At 40.0% G+C, this 18,587-nt stretch carries 18 protein-coding genes; 1 reads left to right on the plus strand and 17 read right to left on the minus strand.

Going from position 1 to position 18,587, the window contains the following annotated elements:
* Nucleotides 1–60: 60 nt before the first annotated feature.
* From IPH52_05280 to IPH52_05345, 14 genes are all read right to left on the minus strand, one after another.
* On the minus strand, nucleotides 61–723 hold the full coding sequence (locus IPH52_05280) for a hypothetical protein (protein ID MBK7054453.1): 663 nt from the start codon (nucleotides 721–723) through the stop codon (nucleotides 61–63).
* On the minus strand, nucleotides 704–3,826 hold the full coding sequence (locus IPH52_05285) for a hypothetical protein (protein ID MBK7054454.1): 3,123 nt from the start codon (nucleotides 3,824–3,826) through the stop codon (nucleotides 704–706). Before IPH52_05285 ends, IPH52_05280 begins: the two co-directional genes overlap by 20 nt.
* A 22-nt stretch (nucleotides 3,827–3,848) precedes the next feature.
* On the minus strand, nucleotides 3,849–4,052 hold the full coding sequence (locus IPH52_05290; GenBank protein MBK7054455.1) for a hypothetical protein: 204 nt from the start codon (nucleotides 4,050–4,052) through the stop codon (nucleotides 3,849–3,851).
* A gap of 95 nt (nucleotides 4,053–4,147) precedes the next feature.
* Entirely contained in the window at nucleotides 4,148–4,582 is a 435-nt protein-coding gene (locus IPH52_05295) for a hypothetical protein (protein MBK7054456.1), read from the minus strand.
* The gene (locus IPH52_05300) at nucleotides 4,566–5,366 is read right to left on the minus strand and encodes an SH3 domain-containing protein (protein ID MBK7054457.1); all 801 of its coding nucleotides are present in this window, start codon (nucleotides 5,364–5,366) and stop codon (nucleotides 4,566–4,568) included. Before IPH52_05300 ends, IPH52_05295 begins: the two co-directional genes overlap by 17 nt.
* Nucleotides 5,335–8,640: a hypothetical protein gene (locus tag IPH52_05305; GenBank protein ID MBK7054458.1), complete on the minus strand. Its 3,306-nt coding sequence runs from the start codon at nucleotides 8,638–8,640 to the stop codon at nucleotides 5,335–5,337. The genes IPH52_05300 and IPH52_05305 overlap by 32 nt, the downstream gene beginning before the upstream one ends.
* A 1-nt stretch (nucleotide 8,641) precedes the next feature.
* Entirely contained in the window at nucleotides 8,642–9,184 is a 543-nt protein-coding gene (locus tag IPH52_05310) for a hypothetical protein (GenBank protein ID MBK7054459.1), read from the minus strand.
* Between the two features lie 102 nt (nucleotides 9,185–9,286).
* Nucleotides 9,287–9,748, minus strand: a complete 462-nt coding sequence (locus IPH52_05315) for a hypothetical protein (GenBank protein MBK7054460.1) — start codon at nucleotides 9,746–9,748, stop codon at nucleotides 9,287–9,289.
* Nucleotides 9,745–12,087: a hypothetical protein gene (locus tag IPH52_05320; GenBank protein MBK7054461.1), complete on the minus strand. Its 2,343-nt coding sequence runs from the start codon at nucleotides 12,085–12,087 to the stop codon at nucleotides 9,745–9,747. The genes IPH52_05315 and IPH52_05320 overlap by 4 nt, the downstream gene beginning before the upstream one ends.
* An 8-nt stretch (nucleotides 12,088–12,095) precedes the next feature.
* Nucleotides 12,096–13,700 carry a hypothetical protein gene (locus tag IPH52_05325; GenBank protein ID MBK7054462.1) on the minus strand — a complete coding sequence of 535 codons (1,605 nt, stop codon included), beginning with the start codon at nucleotides 13,698–13,700 and terminating at the stop codon, nucleotides 12,096–12,098.
* Nucleotides 13,687–13,902, minus strand: coding sequence for a hypothetical protein (locus IPH52_05330; GenBank protein MBK7054463.1), 216 nt, complete (start codon nucleotides 13,900–13,902; stop codon nucleotides 13,687–13,689). Before IPH52_05330 ends, IPH52_05325 begins: the two co-directional genes overlap by 14 nt.
* A gap of 310 nt (nucleotides 13,903–14,212) precedes the next feature.
* Nucleotides 14,213–15,376: a TIGR04388 family protein gene (locus tag IPH52_05335; GenBank protein MBK7054464.1), complete on the minus strand. Its 1,164-nt coding sequence runs from the start codon at nucleotides 15,374–15,376 to the stop codon at nucleotides 14,213–14,215.
* A gap of 21 nt (nucleotides 15,377–15,397) precedes the next feature.
* Nucleotides 15,398–15,703 carry a hypothetical protein gene (locus IPH52_05340; GenBank protein ID MBK7054465.1) on the minus strand — a complete coding sequence of 102 codons (306 nt, stop codon included), beginning with the start codon at nucleotides 15,701–15,703 and terminating at the stop codon, nucleotides 15,398–15,400.
* A 170-nt stretch (nucleotides 15,704–15,873) separates the two neighbouring features.
* Nucleotides 15,874–16,185: a hypothetical protein gene (locus IPH52_05345; protein ID MBK7054466.1), complete on the minus strand. Its 312-nt coding sequence runs from the start codon at nucleotides 16,183–16,185 to the stop codon at nucleotides 15,874–15,876.
* An 876-nt stretch (nucleotides 16,186–17,061) separates the two neighbouring features.
* Here IPH52_05345 and IPH52_05350 point away from each other — a divergent pair.
* Nucleotides 17,062–17,364: a hypothetical protein gene (locus tag IPH52_05350; protein ID MBK7054467.1), complete on the plus strand. Its 303-nt coding sequence runs from the start codon at nucleotides 17,062–17,064 to the stop codon at nucleotides 17,362–17,364.
* Nucleotides 17,365–17,449: 85 nt separating this feature from the next.
* Here IPH52_05350 and IPH52_05355 read toward each other — a convergent pair whose 3' ends face one another.
* From IPH52_05355 to IPH52_05365, 3 genes are read right to left on the minus strand one after another with little or no spacing between them, the layout of a single operon-like run.
* Nucleotides 17,450–17,818 (minus strand): hypothetical protein, encoded by a 369-nt coding sequence (locus tag IPH52_05355; GenBank protein MBK7054468.1) that lies wholly within the window; start codon nucleotides 17,816–17,818, stop codon nucleotides 17,450–17,452.
* The gene (locus tag IPH52_05360; GenBank protein MBK7054469.1) at nucleotides 17,775–17,939 is read right to left on the minus strand and encodes a hypothetical protein; all 165 of its coding nucleotides are present in this window, start codon (nucleotides 17,937–17,939) and stop codon (nucleotides 17,775–17,777) included. The genes IPH52_05355 and IPH52_05360 overlap by 44 nt, the downstream gene beginning before the upstream one ends.
* The gene (locus tag IPH52_05365; GenBank protein ID MBK7054470.1) at nucleotides 17,932–18,567 is read right to left on the minus strand and encodes a hypothetical protein; all 636 of its coding nucleotides are present in this window, start codon (nucleotides 18,565–18,567) and stop codon (nucleotides 17,932–17,934) included. Before IPH52_05365 ends, IPH52_05360 begins: the two co-directional genes overlap by 8 nt.
* Between the last annotated feature and the right edge of the window lie 20 nt (nucleotides 18,568–18,587).

The raw sequence follows: 18,587 nt of genomic DNA on the forward strand, positions 1-18,587 counted from the left end.
ACTGGCATTCCTCCTCCAAGTAATCATTGCAGATTGCATTTTGGCGAGCGACAGGCACAGCTACAGCAATCTAGGTTTCGGTTTTACATACGTTGTAAAATCCCCATGAAACCTACGAAACTTTCCTGACTCATCTTTTATGACGTTAATAGTAACTCCTTTAGAAGTCTTTTGAATAATCATCTCCGTATCATTTGTAAACAAACTATATTTATAAGGTTCCAATTTCTTTAAGTTAAAGAAAAAAGCGTAATCGTCCGCATCATCAATTCGTATTTGAAATCCTGTAGTTCCTGTAGCTGCCCATAAAGTCATTAAATATGCTTTCTTATTTTGATACTTACCTTGAATTTCCTGACTATATTCATAGCACTCTATAAGTTGCTTCTTATTATTAAACAGAAATTCCTTTTCTTTGTTAGTTGATATATCGTGTTCGTAGTTTAGATACCCTATCACTCCATTGCAATCTACTTGGTTCCATACCCTCTCTCCACTAATATTTTTGTCTAAATAAATCTCTTTTAAAGATTTTGTAATTGTCCCAATCGGACATATGCCTATTGCTTTTGATTTAACACTGTAGTTTTCGTAAAGATTCTTTTCTCTAAGTATAAGAATATATTCTTCCACAAGATCTTCCTTCGATTTATTACATCCACTTGTAGCTAACAACAATAAGCCAGTGACACATAGATAAAAATTATTCTTCAATGCCGACATACCATACCTCCTTTACTCCAGGATGCGGAAAATATTGCGTGTATTCTCTTCCAAACTGATCATATGATTTTTTACCATCTTCTGACTTTGCATTTGCATTCCACATAGGATCCGCAACTCGTATTGATCCTCGTGGGTCTTTTATATCTTTTGCCCTATACACACCGTAGGTATGTGGTGAAGCAGAAGTTAAATCAGATAGACTAATAGGTGCTAATACTATACCAAATTTACTATATGAATTTTTAAATGTCTCCATACTTTGTGTCTTATACAGTTTCGCTTGCTTACCATTGATTTGGTATTCAGAAACAAACTTCTCGTCATTGCCTGAATTCAATACAACATAATTACCTTCTTTATCATCGGTGATATAGGCCTTTTTCACTCCCTTATGGTAAAAATCCGCAAAGCTACCCACGTTTGCATTACTTTCTTTTAGCATTATATATTTGCCATTCAGTCTGCAAATTGCAGCATTGACTTTAGCCAAACTTTGGTCTCTAATTGCTTTCTTAGTTTCCAAATCAATCTCCTTATCATTTAAAATTTTGTTTTTTGCATCCTCTAAACTTTTAATAATCTCTTTTCCATTATATTGGTCTTGTGTTGTATTAATCATGTTTCGCAAATTTTCAATATCTGTTGGCTTATATATGCTTTCCTCTCTCGCTTTCTGCAATATAATTTTTCTCTGCAATTCAGCTCCATCAACATAACTTTTATTGACCTTGTCAATTATTGAATTACCATCTTGTGTTGACTTGCCATCTTTAGCATCTCTTTCAACCTTCACCGGTTCAATTGCGGCTAATCCCGCAAGGCCTATCTTATTAAGAACATTGTTCATAAAATCAATATCATTCTCTTTTATATTACTTGGACTATTTTCCTTACTAACTTCATTTTCAAGATCATTCCCTTTCGTAGGTTGTTTCTTCGGAGGCTCATCCGTATTATCCCCATCTCCCTTAACCTTTCCATCTTTCTCATCCTCCGGCTTCCTCGTAACAGTAGACGCATTACCACCATTACCCGCAGCACTCTGACCACCCGCAGGTGTAGTCGGCGTAGCCGAACTCGAACCACCACCAGCCAAGAACGCAGCACCCGCAGTCATCACAACACCCAAACCGGCAAACGCTAAATCCACCAAACCAGATGAACTTCCCTCATCACCTTCCTCTAACGCATCATTTCTATCATCTACAGAATTATCAGAATTAGCCGCATCTTTCGCACTCTTAGCAGGTGCATTTCGCGCAGCATCTTCCAATATCGAATTCCCTTCTTGCTGTGCTCTCGTGTTATGCAAATCTATTATATCCTGTCCACTGATCTCACCGAGGAAGTTGCTATTAGCCTCATAAATCCCGTCTTCGTTTACAGTTCCTTGCGTGCTACCAAGTAGTGTCAAAGAACCAGTAGCCCCATTTCGTCCGTTTTCTGCACCGAGTCCTAAACCATTTCCAAAATCTGCATTCCCACTGACGGATAACCCTTGTTCGCCGTCATAGGATAATTCAGAACTCAGATTCAACCCACCAACTTGTCTCTCCATTATATCATAAGATCCACCAAATGTTCCAGTTGCTCCTGTGTAGTTAATACCCATATTCCCAATCGGTGTATTAAATCCCAAGTTCACACTCGCTCCTCCGCGTTGTGATTGTCCAATTGTGACATTGGTCAATCTTTGCAATAAACTTCCTCCATAACCACCTTGCGTTACTCCAACTGCACTCAGTAGTCCTGTGACATTTGCCTTTATCCCCCAGCCATCTTCTTTGGTATAACTCACATTAGTCGCTGCCAATGTTTTTGCTCCTACATTCGCTAATTTAGCTGCATTCTTTGCTGCTTCTAAAGCGGCTACTCCTTCATCCATATTCATTAAACCTGCATTAACCTGTTGTCCGATTTCGTCTGCTTTGTCTTTAAGTGCTCCTGCTTCTTTAGTTCCCAGCGATCCGGCAAATGCCTGTAATATACCATTAGCCGCTCCTGCCATTGCTCCTTCGACTCCACCAGTCCTCGATCCAATACCTGCCTGTAATGCAATGCTCGCTACTTGCACATAACTTCCTAAACTCGCAGTCCCTGTCAATACAGCGCCTACTGTCGATATGCCACTAGAAATCGCACTCGCTATTGTTGAAGTAAAACTTGCCGTTGTGGTGGCGGCTGTTGTTGCAGTTGCCGTTCCTGCTACAGCCGGAGCCGCAGCTCCCGCTGTTAATACCATTGCTGTAACGGCTAACGCTGTCTGTGCGGTAGACTCAATCGCCTTTGTCTTCTCTTCCTTCTTCGCCTTCTTTGCCTTGATTTTACTATTTGTAGCACCCGCCACACTCTTCGCTAAATCAGCATCCATACCGTTATTTTCCAAGAACTCAGCGAATGTCATCTCTTGCACTCGATTCATTAACCCATCCTTCGACATATCCACCTTAGCCGCTCCCGTCCATGTCGCTGGTGGAGTAAATGGATTAGCCGTCAAGTGGTCGAATGTATCGGCACTTCCCCCTACGGCTATCACTGCATTCTTCACAATACCCTTCACCATTCCATTTGCCATATTAAGAGCACTGGCTATTCCACTACTTGCAACTTTTCCCAAGTTCGCATTATTCTTCTTAGCCACTTGTCTTTTTTTAAGTCCACCTAGAATTTGAGAGAAGTTACCCGCAGCATCAGGTCTACCGATTGCATTTGCAACTGCTGCTCCGGCTGCGTCTTGGATGAGTCCGTTTTCTTGTTGTTGCAGCGCATTGTATTGGTTGTTATTACTCACAGCAGAACTACTTTGCACCAGTCTGTTCTTAGCCGCTACTCCTGCCACAAGTCCAGCAGGACCTCCCATCATGGCTCCTCCTACTCCTGCTGCCATTGTCATTCCAGCATCTACAACGGGGTTATTCAATGTTGTCCGCAATGTGCCACTGGAAATCATTTTGCTTCCTAGTTTAGCTCCTGCTCCAGCACCTAATGCTGTTGCCATTGGACCTGCAATCATTGCGCCCACAGGACCCATCACCATCGTTAAACCTGCACCTATTACTGCTCCAACTCCACGTCCAACTTGTGCTGCCTGGTTATTCATCTTCTTTGTTAATTTAGCCTGTTCAAATCTTCCTGTCGCAAATCGCACCAAGATCGGGGTTAATGCCCGTTGCCTCTGCTACTTTGTCAATAAATGCATCTCGGATTTTGTCCTTTACCATCGACTGTATCCCTGCCATTCCTCCTGTCAGATATGCCTGCACTACACTCTTTACCATCTCGTCTTTTGCTACTGCCGATTGTGCTGCTTCCATCGCTACTTGCATCAATGCTCGCCACGATTCACCGAATCGGTAATTCTTTGTGATTAACTTATCATCTTCTCCGCTGACGCATACAGTTCAGTTGCCTTATCACCAAATTATCCGCTATTGCATTGTAATCTTCGTTTGTCCACTGAGTAAATAAACTTTGGATTTTGTATTACAACCCCATCTTCGCCATGTTCACGGATAACGTCTGTTTTCTTACCGGATTGATAACCACCAACTAGATTGTAATTTGGCTCTCCTTCTTTTGGCACACCGCCATCTCCAAGATGAATTGTTCCATCACTTATCTCGCGCGTAATCACGATTTGCCCGTTTTCTTTGGGCGAATCGGTGTTATCTTTCGTGATGAGGTCTTGATGAATCAAGCCCCTGCCTCTACTAATACAACACCGACCGCGCTCGCGGCTACTGTCAATAATTTGCTCTTCTTTGTGTAACATAAAACTTTTCGAACTATGCAAATTATTGACACCGCCTTGATCGCTTTCGCGTAGGAGTAGGTAAGATTTATCGTATTTCTGCAATACCTGCTCCAAATACAAAACCTTCTTTTCCTTTTTCAGTCTTTATTTTAACAAACGGAGCTACATCATGATTTATTTCAGCAAATACGTGAGTATCTTCAATTACATCCACTTTATCTTTTTCATCTAGGGTAAAAAATACTTTTGATTCTTTGGATGGCTTTTCAAATACTTTTAACTCATCAAATATAACTTCATATTTTCCTTCTGAAATAAAGGGTATGATTTCTGCACATAGGTAAGGCACCAAATCTAACTCTTGTTCAATATATTCTCTTTTGGTTACATTACCATCTTTATCAAACTCCATAGTAAGATATTCTTGATTATAGACACCATTTCGATACAACCCATAACATCTTAAATCTGATATTCTGTAACTTTTTTTTATAACATCCCATAAAATCTCTGCACCATATTTCCAATGGTCTTGTTTAGCAGGTTCAAAATTGTATATATTATCATTTATATAATCATTATCATAGTCTTTTTGATGTTTATCGTATATTGTTCCATCGTTGTCTGTTGAAGTTTCAACCTTTTTTTTAAAATCTTTTAAATGAAAACTGTGCACTATATTTTTTTCTAGACAATACAATTCGATATCACTCGCTAAGTCTTTATACTTGCTATTACTAAATTTAATTCTAGCATGTTTCTTACATTCATACACAAATCCTTTTTTTCTAAATTGGTTTCTTTGAATCACGTAATACTCAGGTGGTTTTTCACTTTTAAAAAGATAACAAGCCTCAGTTACTTGGATTAAAATTAATAAGACCATTATTCTCATATTCTTTCTTACCTTTTGGAATTGTATTTGTTTCTGCTTTGATTACATTATAGTGATCATGGTGATGATGATGCCAGTCTTGTGTTGGTGCTATATCTGCAAAATCTTTATCAATGGTCTTATTTTTACTTTTACCATACTCTTCTTTTGCTTCCTCTAAAGCCTTTTTTTCTTCTTCTAATTTTGCTTTTTCTTCCTTTAATTTTTTTATTTTGTCCTCATCATTTTTTGCCTCTTTAATCAACTTATCGTTAGCATATATTTCACCTTGCTTCGTTTTTATTGCATCAATTTGATTGTTATATTCAACAGCAGCGGCTTTAAACTCTGCATTATTCATTAGTCTCAAAACCTGATTAGTCGTATTAGAATATTCTCCAGACTTAGCATTGACATTAAACATTTTCCATGGTGTCCAAAGAAAATTTGCTCCGGGTTGTGCAAGTAATGCTCTATGAAATTTTTCTATTTCTGATGGGTAGGCTAATGAATGCTTTGAATCCAAAACTATTTCTTTTTCTTTTCCATCTTTGTTTATCGTTATCGATCTTACATCTAATGCTTCCCCTTCATGCCCATTAGGGGAACCTCTAAATGTTGAATTCACTTTTATTTCTTTTACATCTACTCCTTCCGCTCTAGCTTGCTTTATTGCCATCGCGTAATTTGCAAACAATCTTCCCTCCAATAAATTTAAAGATTTTGAAATTACCGCATTTCTTTCGGAATAATCCGATTTTAAATTAAAATTTTCTCCATAAACCGTTGTTTCAATTACATCAACTTTCACTTTAATAGGATTTCCTTTTTCATCTACTGAATCTACTTCTTTGGTTCCCTTTAATAGATTATTAATAGCCATCATCTTAGCTAAATGAATATTTGGCTCCCCACCAAGTTTCTCATGCATAACTTGGAAGATTCTATCAACCTTATCTTTCGATAGAGGTTTACCGTCATTATCTACTAGTTTTGAATTTTGAACCTTAAATTGTCCGATTTCTTTTTTTAAATTATTATCAACGGAAATATTTTTTAATTTCTCCTCCGCCTTTACTTTTTGATTTTCATAATCTTTCTTTACTAACTCAACTGTAGTCAGAGGGTTCTTTATATCCTTTAAGGCTGGAATCTTATCACTAATTCCTTTGAGTTCATATTTGCCCTTGCCTGTTAAATTCGATGACGTGTTAGGATTCGTATCCGTCGAATCAATGCCAAAGTAATTTTTTATAGAATCAAAAATAGATTCTCTTTTTGTATAACCCTGTGGCACATCCGTAGCAGTGTTTGGTTTTTTATCCTGAGCAAGACCTTCGACTTCTATATCTGGTTTATTTTCCGCCTGACGTTTCTTTACTTCTTCCTTTATCTTTAACGATTTCTCTAAATCAGCAGCAGCTTTCTTCTTATGCTCGTCATCACCATCTTGCGAAGTATTCCCATCTTTCTCATCCTCAGGCTTCCTACCAACAGTAGACGCATTACCACCATTACCCGCACCACCCTGACCACCCGCAGAACCACTCGGCGAAGCCGAACCAGAACCACCACCAGCCAAGAACGCAGCCCCAGCAGACATTACAACACCCAAACCAGCAAACGCTAAATCAACTAAACCAGAAGGACCTTCCTCACCACCAACTTCCTTCGCATCATCATCCCGCGCTTCTTTCGCGTCACCTGCATCTTTTGCGTTCTTGGCATCTTTCGCATCCTTCACCGGATTACGCTCATTTTCCTCAGCATCTCGTTGTTGTTGACGAGTATTATTCAAGTCAATAATATCCTGACCACTGATCTCACCTAAGAAGTTGCCATTAGCCTCATAATTCCCATCACCGTCTACCGTGCCCTGTGTGCTACCTAGAATGGTAAGCGAACCACTCATTCCACTTCGTCCATTCTCTAATCCAAACCCAAGTCCATTTCCTAAATCAGCATTTCCACTTACGCTAAATCCATCTTGTCCGTAGTTTAACTCTGCACTTAAATTTCCTGTTCCCGCCTGTCTCTCTATTACATCAAACGATCCATCCCAATTGCCCGAATTCCCTGTGTAATTTAATCCGAGCGTTCCAGATCCAGTGCTAATGCCCAAATTGACAGTTGCCCCACCTCGCTGTGATTGTCCGATTGTGACGCTGTTAAACGAATTTGCTATCTTGTTGAGTAAGCTTTTATCTGCTCCAAGTGCATTCACTACTCCAGTGACATTTGCCTTTATCCCCCAGCCATCTTCCTTGGTATAACTTACGTTAGTCGCTGCGAGTGCTTTTATCAAGATTGGATTGTCCAATGCTATTTGTTGAACCTCTTTTGCTTTCCCTACCAATTCCTTCGATCCTTTTGTCAAAGCTCCTAAGTTTGTTGCAGCTAATGACTGTAATGTTCCATTCACAACTCCGGCTACAGCCCCTTGCACTCCACCTGTCCTTGAACCAATCGCAGCCTGTAACGCTATATTAGCCCCTTGCACTGCATAAAAACTAGCACCAGCACTACCAGTCAATACACTTCCTAATGCAGGTGCCGCAGCGCCTCCTGTTACAACTAACGCTGTCACAGCCAACGCCGTCTGTGCTGTAGACTCAATCGCCTTTGTCTTCTCTTCCTTCTTCGCTTTCTTAGCTTTTATCTTCGCATTCGTAGTTGATGCAACAGTCTTTGCTAAATCCGCATCCATTCCATTAGCCTCTAGAAATTCTGCTGTTGCGTATTCTTGAATCCGATCCTTCCAACCATCCTTCGACATATCCACCTTAGCCGCACCAGTCCACGTTGCTGGTTGAGTAAATGGTGTTGCCGTCAAGTGATCGAATGTATCTGCACTTCCGCCTACTGCGATGATTGCGTTCTTGACTATACCCTTCACCATTCCATTTGCCATATTCATTCCACTAGCTATTCCACTACTAGCAACCTTACCCAAGTTCGCATTATTCTTCTTAGCCACTTGTCTTTTCTTGAGCCCGCCTAGTATCTGTGAGAAATTCCCCGCAGCGTCAGGTCGTCCGATTGCATTTGCGACTGCTGCTCCGGCTGCGTCTTGGATTAATGCATTCTCTTGTTGTTGCAGCGCATTGTATTGGTTGTTGTTTGATACAACAGAACTACTCTGCATCAATTTGTTCTTAGCCGCTACTCCTGCCACAAGTCCAGCAGGACCTCCCATCATTGCACCTGCTAATCCCGATGACATCGTGAGACCAGCATCTACGATGGGGTTATTCAATGTTGTTCGCAATGTGCCACCGGAAATCATGTTACTTCCTAATCTGTTTCCTGCTCCTGCACCGAGTGCTGTAGCTCCGTGGACCTGCCATCATTAACGGACCTACAGGACCCATTGCCATCATTACACCAGCACCCATCACAGCACCAACTCCACGTCCAAGTCCCGCTGCCTGGTTATTCATCTTCTTTGTTAATTTAGCCTGTTCAAATCTTCCTGTCGCAAATCGCACCAAGTCCGGGTTAATGCCCGTTGCCTCTGCTACCTTATCAATAAACGCATCTCGGATTTTGTCCTTTACCATCGACTGTATCCCTGCCATTCCTCCTGTCAGATATGCCTGCACTACACTCTTTACCATCTCGTCTTTTGCTACTGCCGATTGCGCTGCTCCCATCGCTACTTGCATCAACGCTTCGCCACGATTCTTGGGCGAATCGGTGTTATCCTTTCGTGATAGAGAGACGCACAGCCGTGCGTCTCTACGATTTCCAAATTCACACCGACCGCGCTCGCGGCTACTGTCAATAATTTGCTCTTTGGGGTGAAGCGAAAGACTTTTCCTAGTAAGCAAATTATTGACACCGCCTTGATCGCTTTCGCTTGGAGTAGGTAAGCTTTGTTAGCCTTAAAGAAAACTCCAATTGCATTTTGGCGAACGACGCAGCGACAGCACTTACTTGCAAAACTCAGTATCAGAAATGTCCTTTCGAATCATCTCAAAAACATCCAGGAAATTGACGCGATATTTTTCATATCTCACTGGACTCGATTTATATTTTTTAAAATCCAGAGGATTAATTGCCTTCCAATGACTAACGCTTATAAAACAATTATTAGTCATTGGCAAAAAACCACTTTGATTTCCGCGCTCCATCCATTCCAAATACTCTCCTTTATTTTTATGTACAATAACTCCCATTAAAGAACCAGACTGATGACCTATCATCACTTTTTGAAAAAATGTGCACCCTAGTCGAAATTTATGAAAAGGAAAGGACTTTTCTGTTTTGTGTGCAGACTCTTCGATACTACATATATATTCTTTATTTGCATAATCTGCTTTCAAAATAAAATCATCCGCTGTTGCGGTTCCGTAAAAAAATAAGAATAATAGAAATGCTAAAATCATTTTCATTTATCCTCAACTAATCCAATTCGAGACCGCGTAGAACTATTACTATGATGGACAGATGAATTAAATAAATTTATTCTGTTAGCCTCTGTCATAGTTGCTAAACCTGTATTAAATGAATTTCGAGGGCTTAAAGAATCATCGGTTGAAAATACTTGAACGTTTTTTCCGTTGTGACTCATATTAAATCTAGAAGTAACTACTACATTATGAACGTCATTCCAGACAGGTGTTTCAGATTTTGAACGAAAAAGGACTACATTTCCTTTATCAATTTGTTTCGTCATCTCTGACTCACTAAGAACTTTTAACTTATATTTTTTATTTTCTCCAGTCAACTTAGCCCAGTCGGATTCAGAAGAAATATTCAAAACCGTTTGATGAATCCCTTGATCTACTTTTGTTACACTGCTTTTGACCACTCGTATTTCGTCCTTGGTTAATTTTCGACCAAGCTCTTGCTGTTTCTTTTTTAAAGCAACGTTTTCCAGTTCAGAACCTGGCCAATTTCTTACTGTTCCAAAGCCTACTCCTTTTTTTGCTAAATCTTGATCTACTTGCATTAGTGTTTTATCTGGTCGAACTAACCCCTGAGCTTTTAATACATTTACATATGAGTCATATGTACAATTTAACTGATTCACTAACGCATCATTGTCACTACTATAAAAAGTATACGAATTACCGCGTTCCGGATCCTTATAATTTCCATTCTGTTTTGTCTTAACAAAATCTGCGTCATCTTTAAATGCTTGCCCACTCATCAGATAATTATAACTACCCTCTCCTCTTATATTTTTCGCATTCGGATTTCCGGCTATATATCCAATTGAACCATCGGGTAATGTAACCTTATTGCCTTTGTTAACAATTCTCCCATTTTGATCTTTTTCTAATTTATACTGTGAATAATATTTTTCTACCCCTAATTCCAGTATACCTCGAACATCAGTATTACTTAACTTAGATTTAAGTTTATTATCAGCGAAAAAAGAATTACTCAATAAGTGATTAAAATCATCTTTCGATTTAAGTTTTATGACCTGATTTCCTGTCAGATGTAAATCCATTCCACCATCTTTATTTACTACTATTTTAGAACCATTTGTCAAAATTACACTATCTCCTTCCTTACCAGATGAAAACAGTTTTTTTAAATCAGATTCTATCTTTAAGGATTTTGAGTCAGGAACAGAATTTTGACTAATCATTTGCCCTGGAGTAGTAGCTTGCGAGACTATAATCGGAATATTTGATTCTTGACTAATTCTATTTAACTCATTCTCTATTCGATTCACTCGTTCTGCTGGCATCACGCCTGCATCAGACATTGTGCTACCTGTCCCATCATTATAAGGATCAAAGCCAAATCTTCCATTAGAATCATTATTATCCACTACACTACTTGGTCTTGCATCATCTCCATCTTCCCTTCGCCTAGCAACCGTAGCATTACCACCATTACCCGCAGCCCCCTGACCACTCGCAGGAGTAGTCGGCGAAGCCGAACTCGAACCACCACCAGCCAAGAACGCTGCACCAGCAGACATCACAACACCCAAACCAGCAAACGCTAAATCAACTAAACCAGAAGGACCTTCCTCACCACCAACTTCCTTAGCATCATCATCCCGCGCTTCTTTCGCGTCAGCCGCATCCTTCGCTGATTTCACCGGATTACGCTCGTTTTCCTCTGCCTCTCGTTGTTGTTGACGAGTATTATTCAAATCAATTATATCCTGACCACTAATCTCACCCAAGAAGTTGCCATTAGCCTCATAATTCCCATCACCGTCTACCGTGCCTTGTGTGCTACCTAGAATGGTAAGCGAACCACTCATTCCACTTCGTCCATTCTCTAATCCAAACCCAAGTCCATTTCCTAAATCAGCATTTCCACTAACGCTAAATCCATCTTCTCCGTAGTTTAACTCTGCACTTAATTTCCCTGTCCCTGCCTGTCTCTCCATTATATCAAACGACCCATCGAATCTTCCCGTCGCCCCTGTGTAGTTTACCCCAAGCGTTCCTGCACCTGTATTAAAACCGAGATTCACACTTGCTCCACCGCGTTGGCTTTGTCCGATAGTGACATTCGTAAATCTTTCGAAATTAAGTCCACCTCTAACTCCCAAAGCCTGAACCACTCCACTTACATTTGCCTTTATCCCCCAGCCATCTTCCTTGGTGTAACTCACATTAGTCGCTGCCAGTGTCTTAGCGATTAACGGGTTATTAATCGCCATACTCTGAATCTCATCTGCTTTCTCTACCAACTTATCTGCTCCTTTAGCAATGTTCCCTAAGTTCGTTGCAGCTAATGACTGTAATGTTCCATTCACAACTCCGGCTACAGCCCTTGCACTCCACCTGTCCTTGAACCAATCGCAGCCTGTAACGCTATATTAGCCCCTTGCACTGCATAAAAACCAGCACCAGCACTACCAGTCAACGCACTTCCTAATGCAGGTGCAGCAGTGCCTCCTGTTATAACTAACGCTGTCACAGCCAACGCCGTCTGTGCTGTAGACTCAATCGCCTTTGTCTTCTCTTCCTTCTTCGCTTTCTTTGCTTTGATCTTCGCATTGGTCGCAGAAGCCACAGTCTTAGCCAAATCCGCATCCATGCCATTAGCCTCAAGAAATTCCGCTGTTGCATATTCTTGAATCCTATCCTTCCAACCATCCTTCGACATATCCACCTTAGCCGCACCAGTCCACGTTGCTGGTGGAGTAAATGGATTAGCCGTCAAGTGGTCGAATGTATCTGCACTTCCCCCTACGGCTATTACTGCATTCTTCACAATACCCTTCACCATTCCATTTGCCATATTAAGAGCACTGGCTACACCACTACTAGCAACCTTACCCAAGTTCGCATTATTCTTCTTAGCCACTTGTCTCTTCTTGAGTCCACCTAGTATCTGTGAAAAATTACCCGCAGCATCAGGTCTACCGATTGCGTTTGCTACTGCTGCTCCGGCTGCGTCTTGGATTAATGCATTCTCTTGTTGTTGCAGCGCATTGTATTGGTTGTTGTTTGATACAACAGAACTACTCTGCATCAATTTGTTCTTAGCCGCTACTCCTGCAACAAGTCCCGCAGGACCTCCCATCATTGCACCTGCTAATCCCGATGACATCGTGAGACCAGCGTCTACGATGGGGTTATTCAATGTTGTTCGCAATGTGCCACCGGAAATCATGTTACTTCCTAATCTGTTTCCTGCTCCTGCACCGAGTGCTGTTGCTCCGAGTGGACCTGCCATCATGAGCGGACCTACAGGACCCATTGCCATCATTACACCAGCACCCATCACAGCACCAACTCCACGTCCAAGTCCCGCTGCCTGGTTATTCATCTTCTTTGTTAATTTAGCCTGTTCAAATCTTCCTGTCGCAAATCGCACCAAGTCCGGGTTAATGCCCGTTGCCTCTGCTACCTTATCAATAAATGCATCTCGGATTTTGTCCTTTACCATCGACTGTATCCCTGCCATTCCTCCTGTCAGATATGCCTGCACTACACTCTTTACCATCTCGTCTTTTGCTACTGCCGATTGTGCTGCTCCCATCGCTACTTGCATCAACTGCTCTCCACGTTTTACTGAATCACTGATTCCTGTGGTTATTAACTTACTATCTTTCTCCGCTGACGCATACAGTTCAGTTGCCTTATCACTCAAATTATCCGCTATTGCATTGTAATCTTCGTTTGTCCACTGAGTAAATAAATCCTTTGGATTTTGTATTACAACTCCCATCCTTGCCATGTTCACACGGATAACATCTGTTTTCTTACCGGATTGATAACCACCAACTAGATTGTAATTTGGCTCGCCTTCTTTTGGCACACCGCCATCTCCAAGATGAATAGTTCCATCACTTATCTCACGCGTAATCACGATTTGCCCGTTTTCTACTGTTATGGATTTTAGGTCTTTATTTGTTTCCATGAATGCGCACTTTGCTAAATCTTTGTAGCACGTTCCTGTTTCTCATTTGCTGTTTCTCCGACGCACTTAACAAATCCGTATCGCTTAATTTATTCAAAAATGCTGTTCTTGCCGCTTTTAAATCTATTCCACCTTTCAATGCAGCTTTACCAGACAATATATCATCCACTTGGGCTTTGCTTAATTTGAATTCCGATAACATATAATTATCTAGTGCAGTTTCCTTCTTGCATCCATTACATCTTTTTTAAACGTATACTTGTATTGATTCACTATCGAATCATAGTATTCCTTTTGGTATCTGTCCGCAGCATCAGTTGTTCCGTTTACATATGCCAGATTCTGAACTCCATTGAATGCACTCGTAAAAGCAGTTTTAAGGTTAATACCGGTTACGCTCGTAGAAGGAGCGTTGTATTCTGGATTGAAAATTGAATATGAATTCTAATTCGAAAATGGATCAGTCAAGGCTGACTTTATCGTCTCAGCTATACCAAATTTTTTTAATTCACTTAATCCATCTTTTGGTTTTCACCAGCGTAATTGTATCTGGCTATCTCATCTCGGTAGTCTGTGCTCTGAAAGTTAAACTTTGTATTTTGTAAATTGTTGAGAGTAGTATTGAAACTATTCACTTGCGCATTAGAATCCGTAACCGCTATCGCATCTGCACTCGGAGTTTGCGAGAGTAGGGCACTCAAGTCTCCTTTTGTCATATCACCTGTTGTGAGTTTACTCTCTATACTATCCCACTCTTTATCTGCATCTTTCTTTTGATTCTCCATCGCTAGTAGCCATTTTGATCTATCAGATTCTATCTTCGCTGTGGATGCCTCGTATTCTGTCTTTGCGTTTGCTCTTAAAGTATCTGCATTACTCTTCCACTGATGGTAGAAGTTATTGTAATTAGCCGCTTGGCTTTCCCAATTACTAATCGTGGGGATAAGATTGTTTTGCCAGTTGCTAAATTGAGTGTTCAATTGATTTGCAAAATTTCCCCAGGTAACCGCGTTTGTCTCGGCAGTCTTATCTTTCACTTCATAACTGATCTTGTAATAAAATGCATCCTGTTGATGATTTAAAGGTGTGCAAATACTACATGCATTTAATGTTTCTTTCCAAATGTGAAAATTGTTTCTATCTTTCAAAAGATTATTTTCTGTGCCCCATGCTGTATGTGTGCTGTTATTGATTGCATCATCCCAAAACCAAGGATGAGAACTGGAAAATATATTTGCTGATAATATTCGAGTAACCTCTTGGTTGGAAGCTAAGGATCTATTTAAAATTTGTTCAAGACTGTTTCCTGCTCCACCGGGCATAGTCCAACGAAATATATTATTATACATCTCATCTTGATATGCTAATTGCTTTTTACCATCTTGCGAATCCGGGTTAGAACTAATATTCGCTAACTGTGGATTTGCAACATCATTCATATACGGTGTTAATATCTTGTCTGCATATGCCCTTTGTCTTGTTGCTGCGTCCCCTGCCTGTTTTCCTAAATACTCCCTCATCTTAGATGCCAACTCTGTAAGTATGAAACTAAAATCATCTTGTGCATTCGGAGCGAGCAATGCTCTAAATTCAACAATGAGTGAATTTAAGTCAAGCCCTGCCTGTGTCCGGCTTTTACCGTTAGAACCTCCAAACAAACTATCATTGAGGCTCATTTAAAAATTTTTCTAAGTTTGTTACAGTAGTGCGAATCCCCTTTTCACATTATTCTTGTATTCCTGAATTGCTTGTAAATTCTGTTGGAAGGTTCCATCCGCATTATCTAGCTGACGCATAAAGCGCAAATAATTTGCATTTATCGTATCTAAGGAATCATCGTATTGTTTTAATCCAGTATCTGCTGACGTATGGAACTGATTTTCCCACACCTCTTTACTCTCCGCAAAGCTTGCTTTTATCTGTTCTGGTGTTAGTCTGTTATTGGATAATACCTCAGTTGCATTTGATTGGCTACTCTCTGTATTGTAATCAACTGGCTTCATCTTCTATCCCACCGGTTAAGCTAGTTACATACTTCTCCAATTGTAGAATTTATATCTGTCATTGCAGTTCTTTCCCATAATGCAAGTGCTGCTTCTTTCGAATTCAATTCTTTTGAGCGCATCACGATGATGCGCCACCCCATTGTAATTATCACTCACGTTCAAATTATTTACATAATCTTGTATCTGTAAATCAGCCTCGCTTTCCACGATGCGCAAAGCATACCAATATTATCCACTACAAGCGCAACCCAACTATCTACATCACCCGCTTGTGCATTCGCATCCTGAACAAAATCTTCCATCCCTGCCGCATCATAATTATTCAATTGCAACGTTGGGTTTCCACTTGCTCCACCGCCTGTTAATCCTATCGGGTAGATCGGATCTTGTGCATTCAATGAACTAGGTATTAAAAATAACGAAGCAGAACATACCGAAAATACAAAACTAAACAGGGCTAAGAAACTTTGAAGTCTCACTAGCGACTTCTTACATTTGCTTATTACTATTCTATTCACTTTTCTTAAAATTGTATTTCGCATATTGCTACTCAGTCTTTCAGTTGGTGCTGAGCATGGCTCGGTCGGTAATTGTTAGGCTTTTTTCTTTTCTGTCTAGCTTTTTTGGTATTTTATTATTGTTATTCTAATATTTATTTCTTTTTATTCTTTTACCTCAATGCTAAAAACTTTTATATATCCTCCTTTCATGTCTTTGGTCTTCTTTATTCTATTTCAATTCTTATTCCTTAAAATCTTACTCAATGATTCCAATCGTTCCTTACTCCCCAATCTCGCTCTCAAGCACCAACTCAAGAATCCTTCGCTCGTTACAGAAAGAAAATCAAACCTAGCTTTACTTTCATTTTTATTCTGGGTATTTTTAAAACGATTTCTGTCAAATTGGAAAGACTATCTTTTCATCGTTCAACCCAGAAACCGTAATCGGATGGCATCAGCAATCTTTTCAAAGTCTATTGGTCATTTATCTCAAAGGTTTATTTCGAAAAATAGCGGGTAGAAGCCTATTATACGAGAGATAAAGGAACTCATTTGTCGAATCAAAACTGAGAATCCGACATACATCTCAACTAAAATTCATGCAGAACTTTTACATCTAGGTTTTAAAGTCTCCGAAAGAACCGTCTCACGTTATTTAAAAATACTCTTCCCGAATAACAAAGCAAGGCAATCTTGGAAAACTTTTCTTTCTAATCGTGCAGATAAAATTATCCCTTTATGGATTTTTGTGTTTCATATACTTGGAATTTTAAAGCTTTTGTACTCTTTTATCATCTCGCACAAAACCAGAGAAATCATTTACTTTCGTTCTACCTTTCATCAAACCCTGCTTGGATGAAACAGCAGATTCGTAATGCTTTCGGTTTTGTAGAAACTCTTCTAAATGCCTTATCATGGACAATGATTCTAAGAGAGTTGTTGGATCATGTGATTCCTCTTAGTGAAGATCATCTTGATAAGCTTCTCAAGGAATTTATTCATTACTACAATAACTCTCGGTCTCATTTATTTAGAAATAAAGATTCACCACTTGGTCGAGTTTATGAGCCGTTACCCGTAAAACTTTATTCACCAAATGCAATTCCTATACTCGGAGGGTTACACCATGTATACCGTTGGCATTCCTCCTCCAAGTAATCATTGCAGATTGCATTTTGGCGAGCGACAGGCTTTTTAATAGTTACCAATCAACTATTGCAATACTTCACAAGACGACAATTTTTTACAAATAACTCTTCCCTTCCATATCAACCCAACCAGTCTTAGAAAGTTCTTTAACCTTATCGCGAAGCCAAGGTTCGGCTGTGCCTATACCGCGAAGATAATCGCTGTCATTAAAGTATATTAAAAAATCTAGATTCTCATTGGTGATATAGAAAACATAACCTTGTAATTTAGTTAGGAATTTAGTAAGTGATTGGTTTTCTTGGAACATGTAAACTGTTGAATCATCGGTTTGGTCAAAAAAGATTAGGCATTCGTCTAGTTGAATAAATTCATCTAGCCATTTCCACGCATTCTCATTACAAACGCTAAAACCACCTCTTTTACCAACAGCTTCCCAGAATAGACAATCGTAGTCCCCTGCCATCAGCAAATTTTTCAGAAACTTTCTTATGAAAGAAAACTGATTCGAGTGCAGACATTTCTCCAACAGTATAATTGGTGGTCGTCAGTGCTTCATTCAGACTTTCTTTTACAAAGTTAATCACTTTCTTTCCTTTTTCCTCTAAAATAGGGAACACAATCTAAAAAGATATGCCCTCTAATTTTTTGGTCATCTGCATCTAATGCCTTAAATCCAATATGAAAAACATCTGGACCATCGATTTCATGCGGAGCATCTACACTTACTTCGCTTCCCCTTGGACCTTTCCATTCGACAACGCCTGATTTCCCGTTTATATCGAGTCCCCATTTCTTTGCCACAAACTGTTCTTTAGGTATGCCCGTTCTACGGAATGCTTCTTCTAAGGCTTCCTCGAACGTCTTTCCAGAATCTCGCCAGTCTAAGTCTTCCTTCTTAACTGGATAGCCCGTCAGACTTCCAATATCCTCAATAAAATTCTTTTTGCAAGCACATAATCGAATCTGTGTTACCTTCCAAAGCAAATCACAATAAGCTTCTTTTTCGTAATCCTTTAAGGGTTCACGCTTATCTATCTTGGCTTGTAATACTTCAAGTTGGTCTTCGTCGGTTTTGGTTGCATAGTGCAGAGATGCAATGACAACGATAATCGAAAGTAGAGCGAAGATAACAGGCAATAGCTTTCCCGACCTTGCGGTTGTGGTTACTTCTGATTGTTCGCGCGTAGGTGGTTGTTCTAATAAAGTAGGCATTCAGTCAGAGTCGCAAAAAT

It is taken from the genome of Leptospiraceae bacterium, assembly GCA_016708435.1.
GTDB lineage: Bacteria > Spirochaetota > Leptospiria > Leptospirales > Leptospiraceae > UBA2033.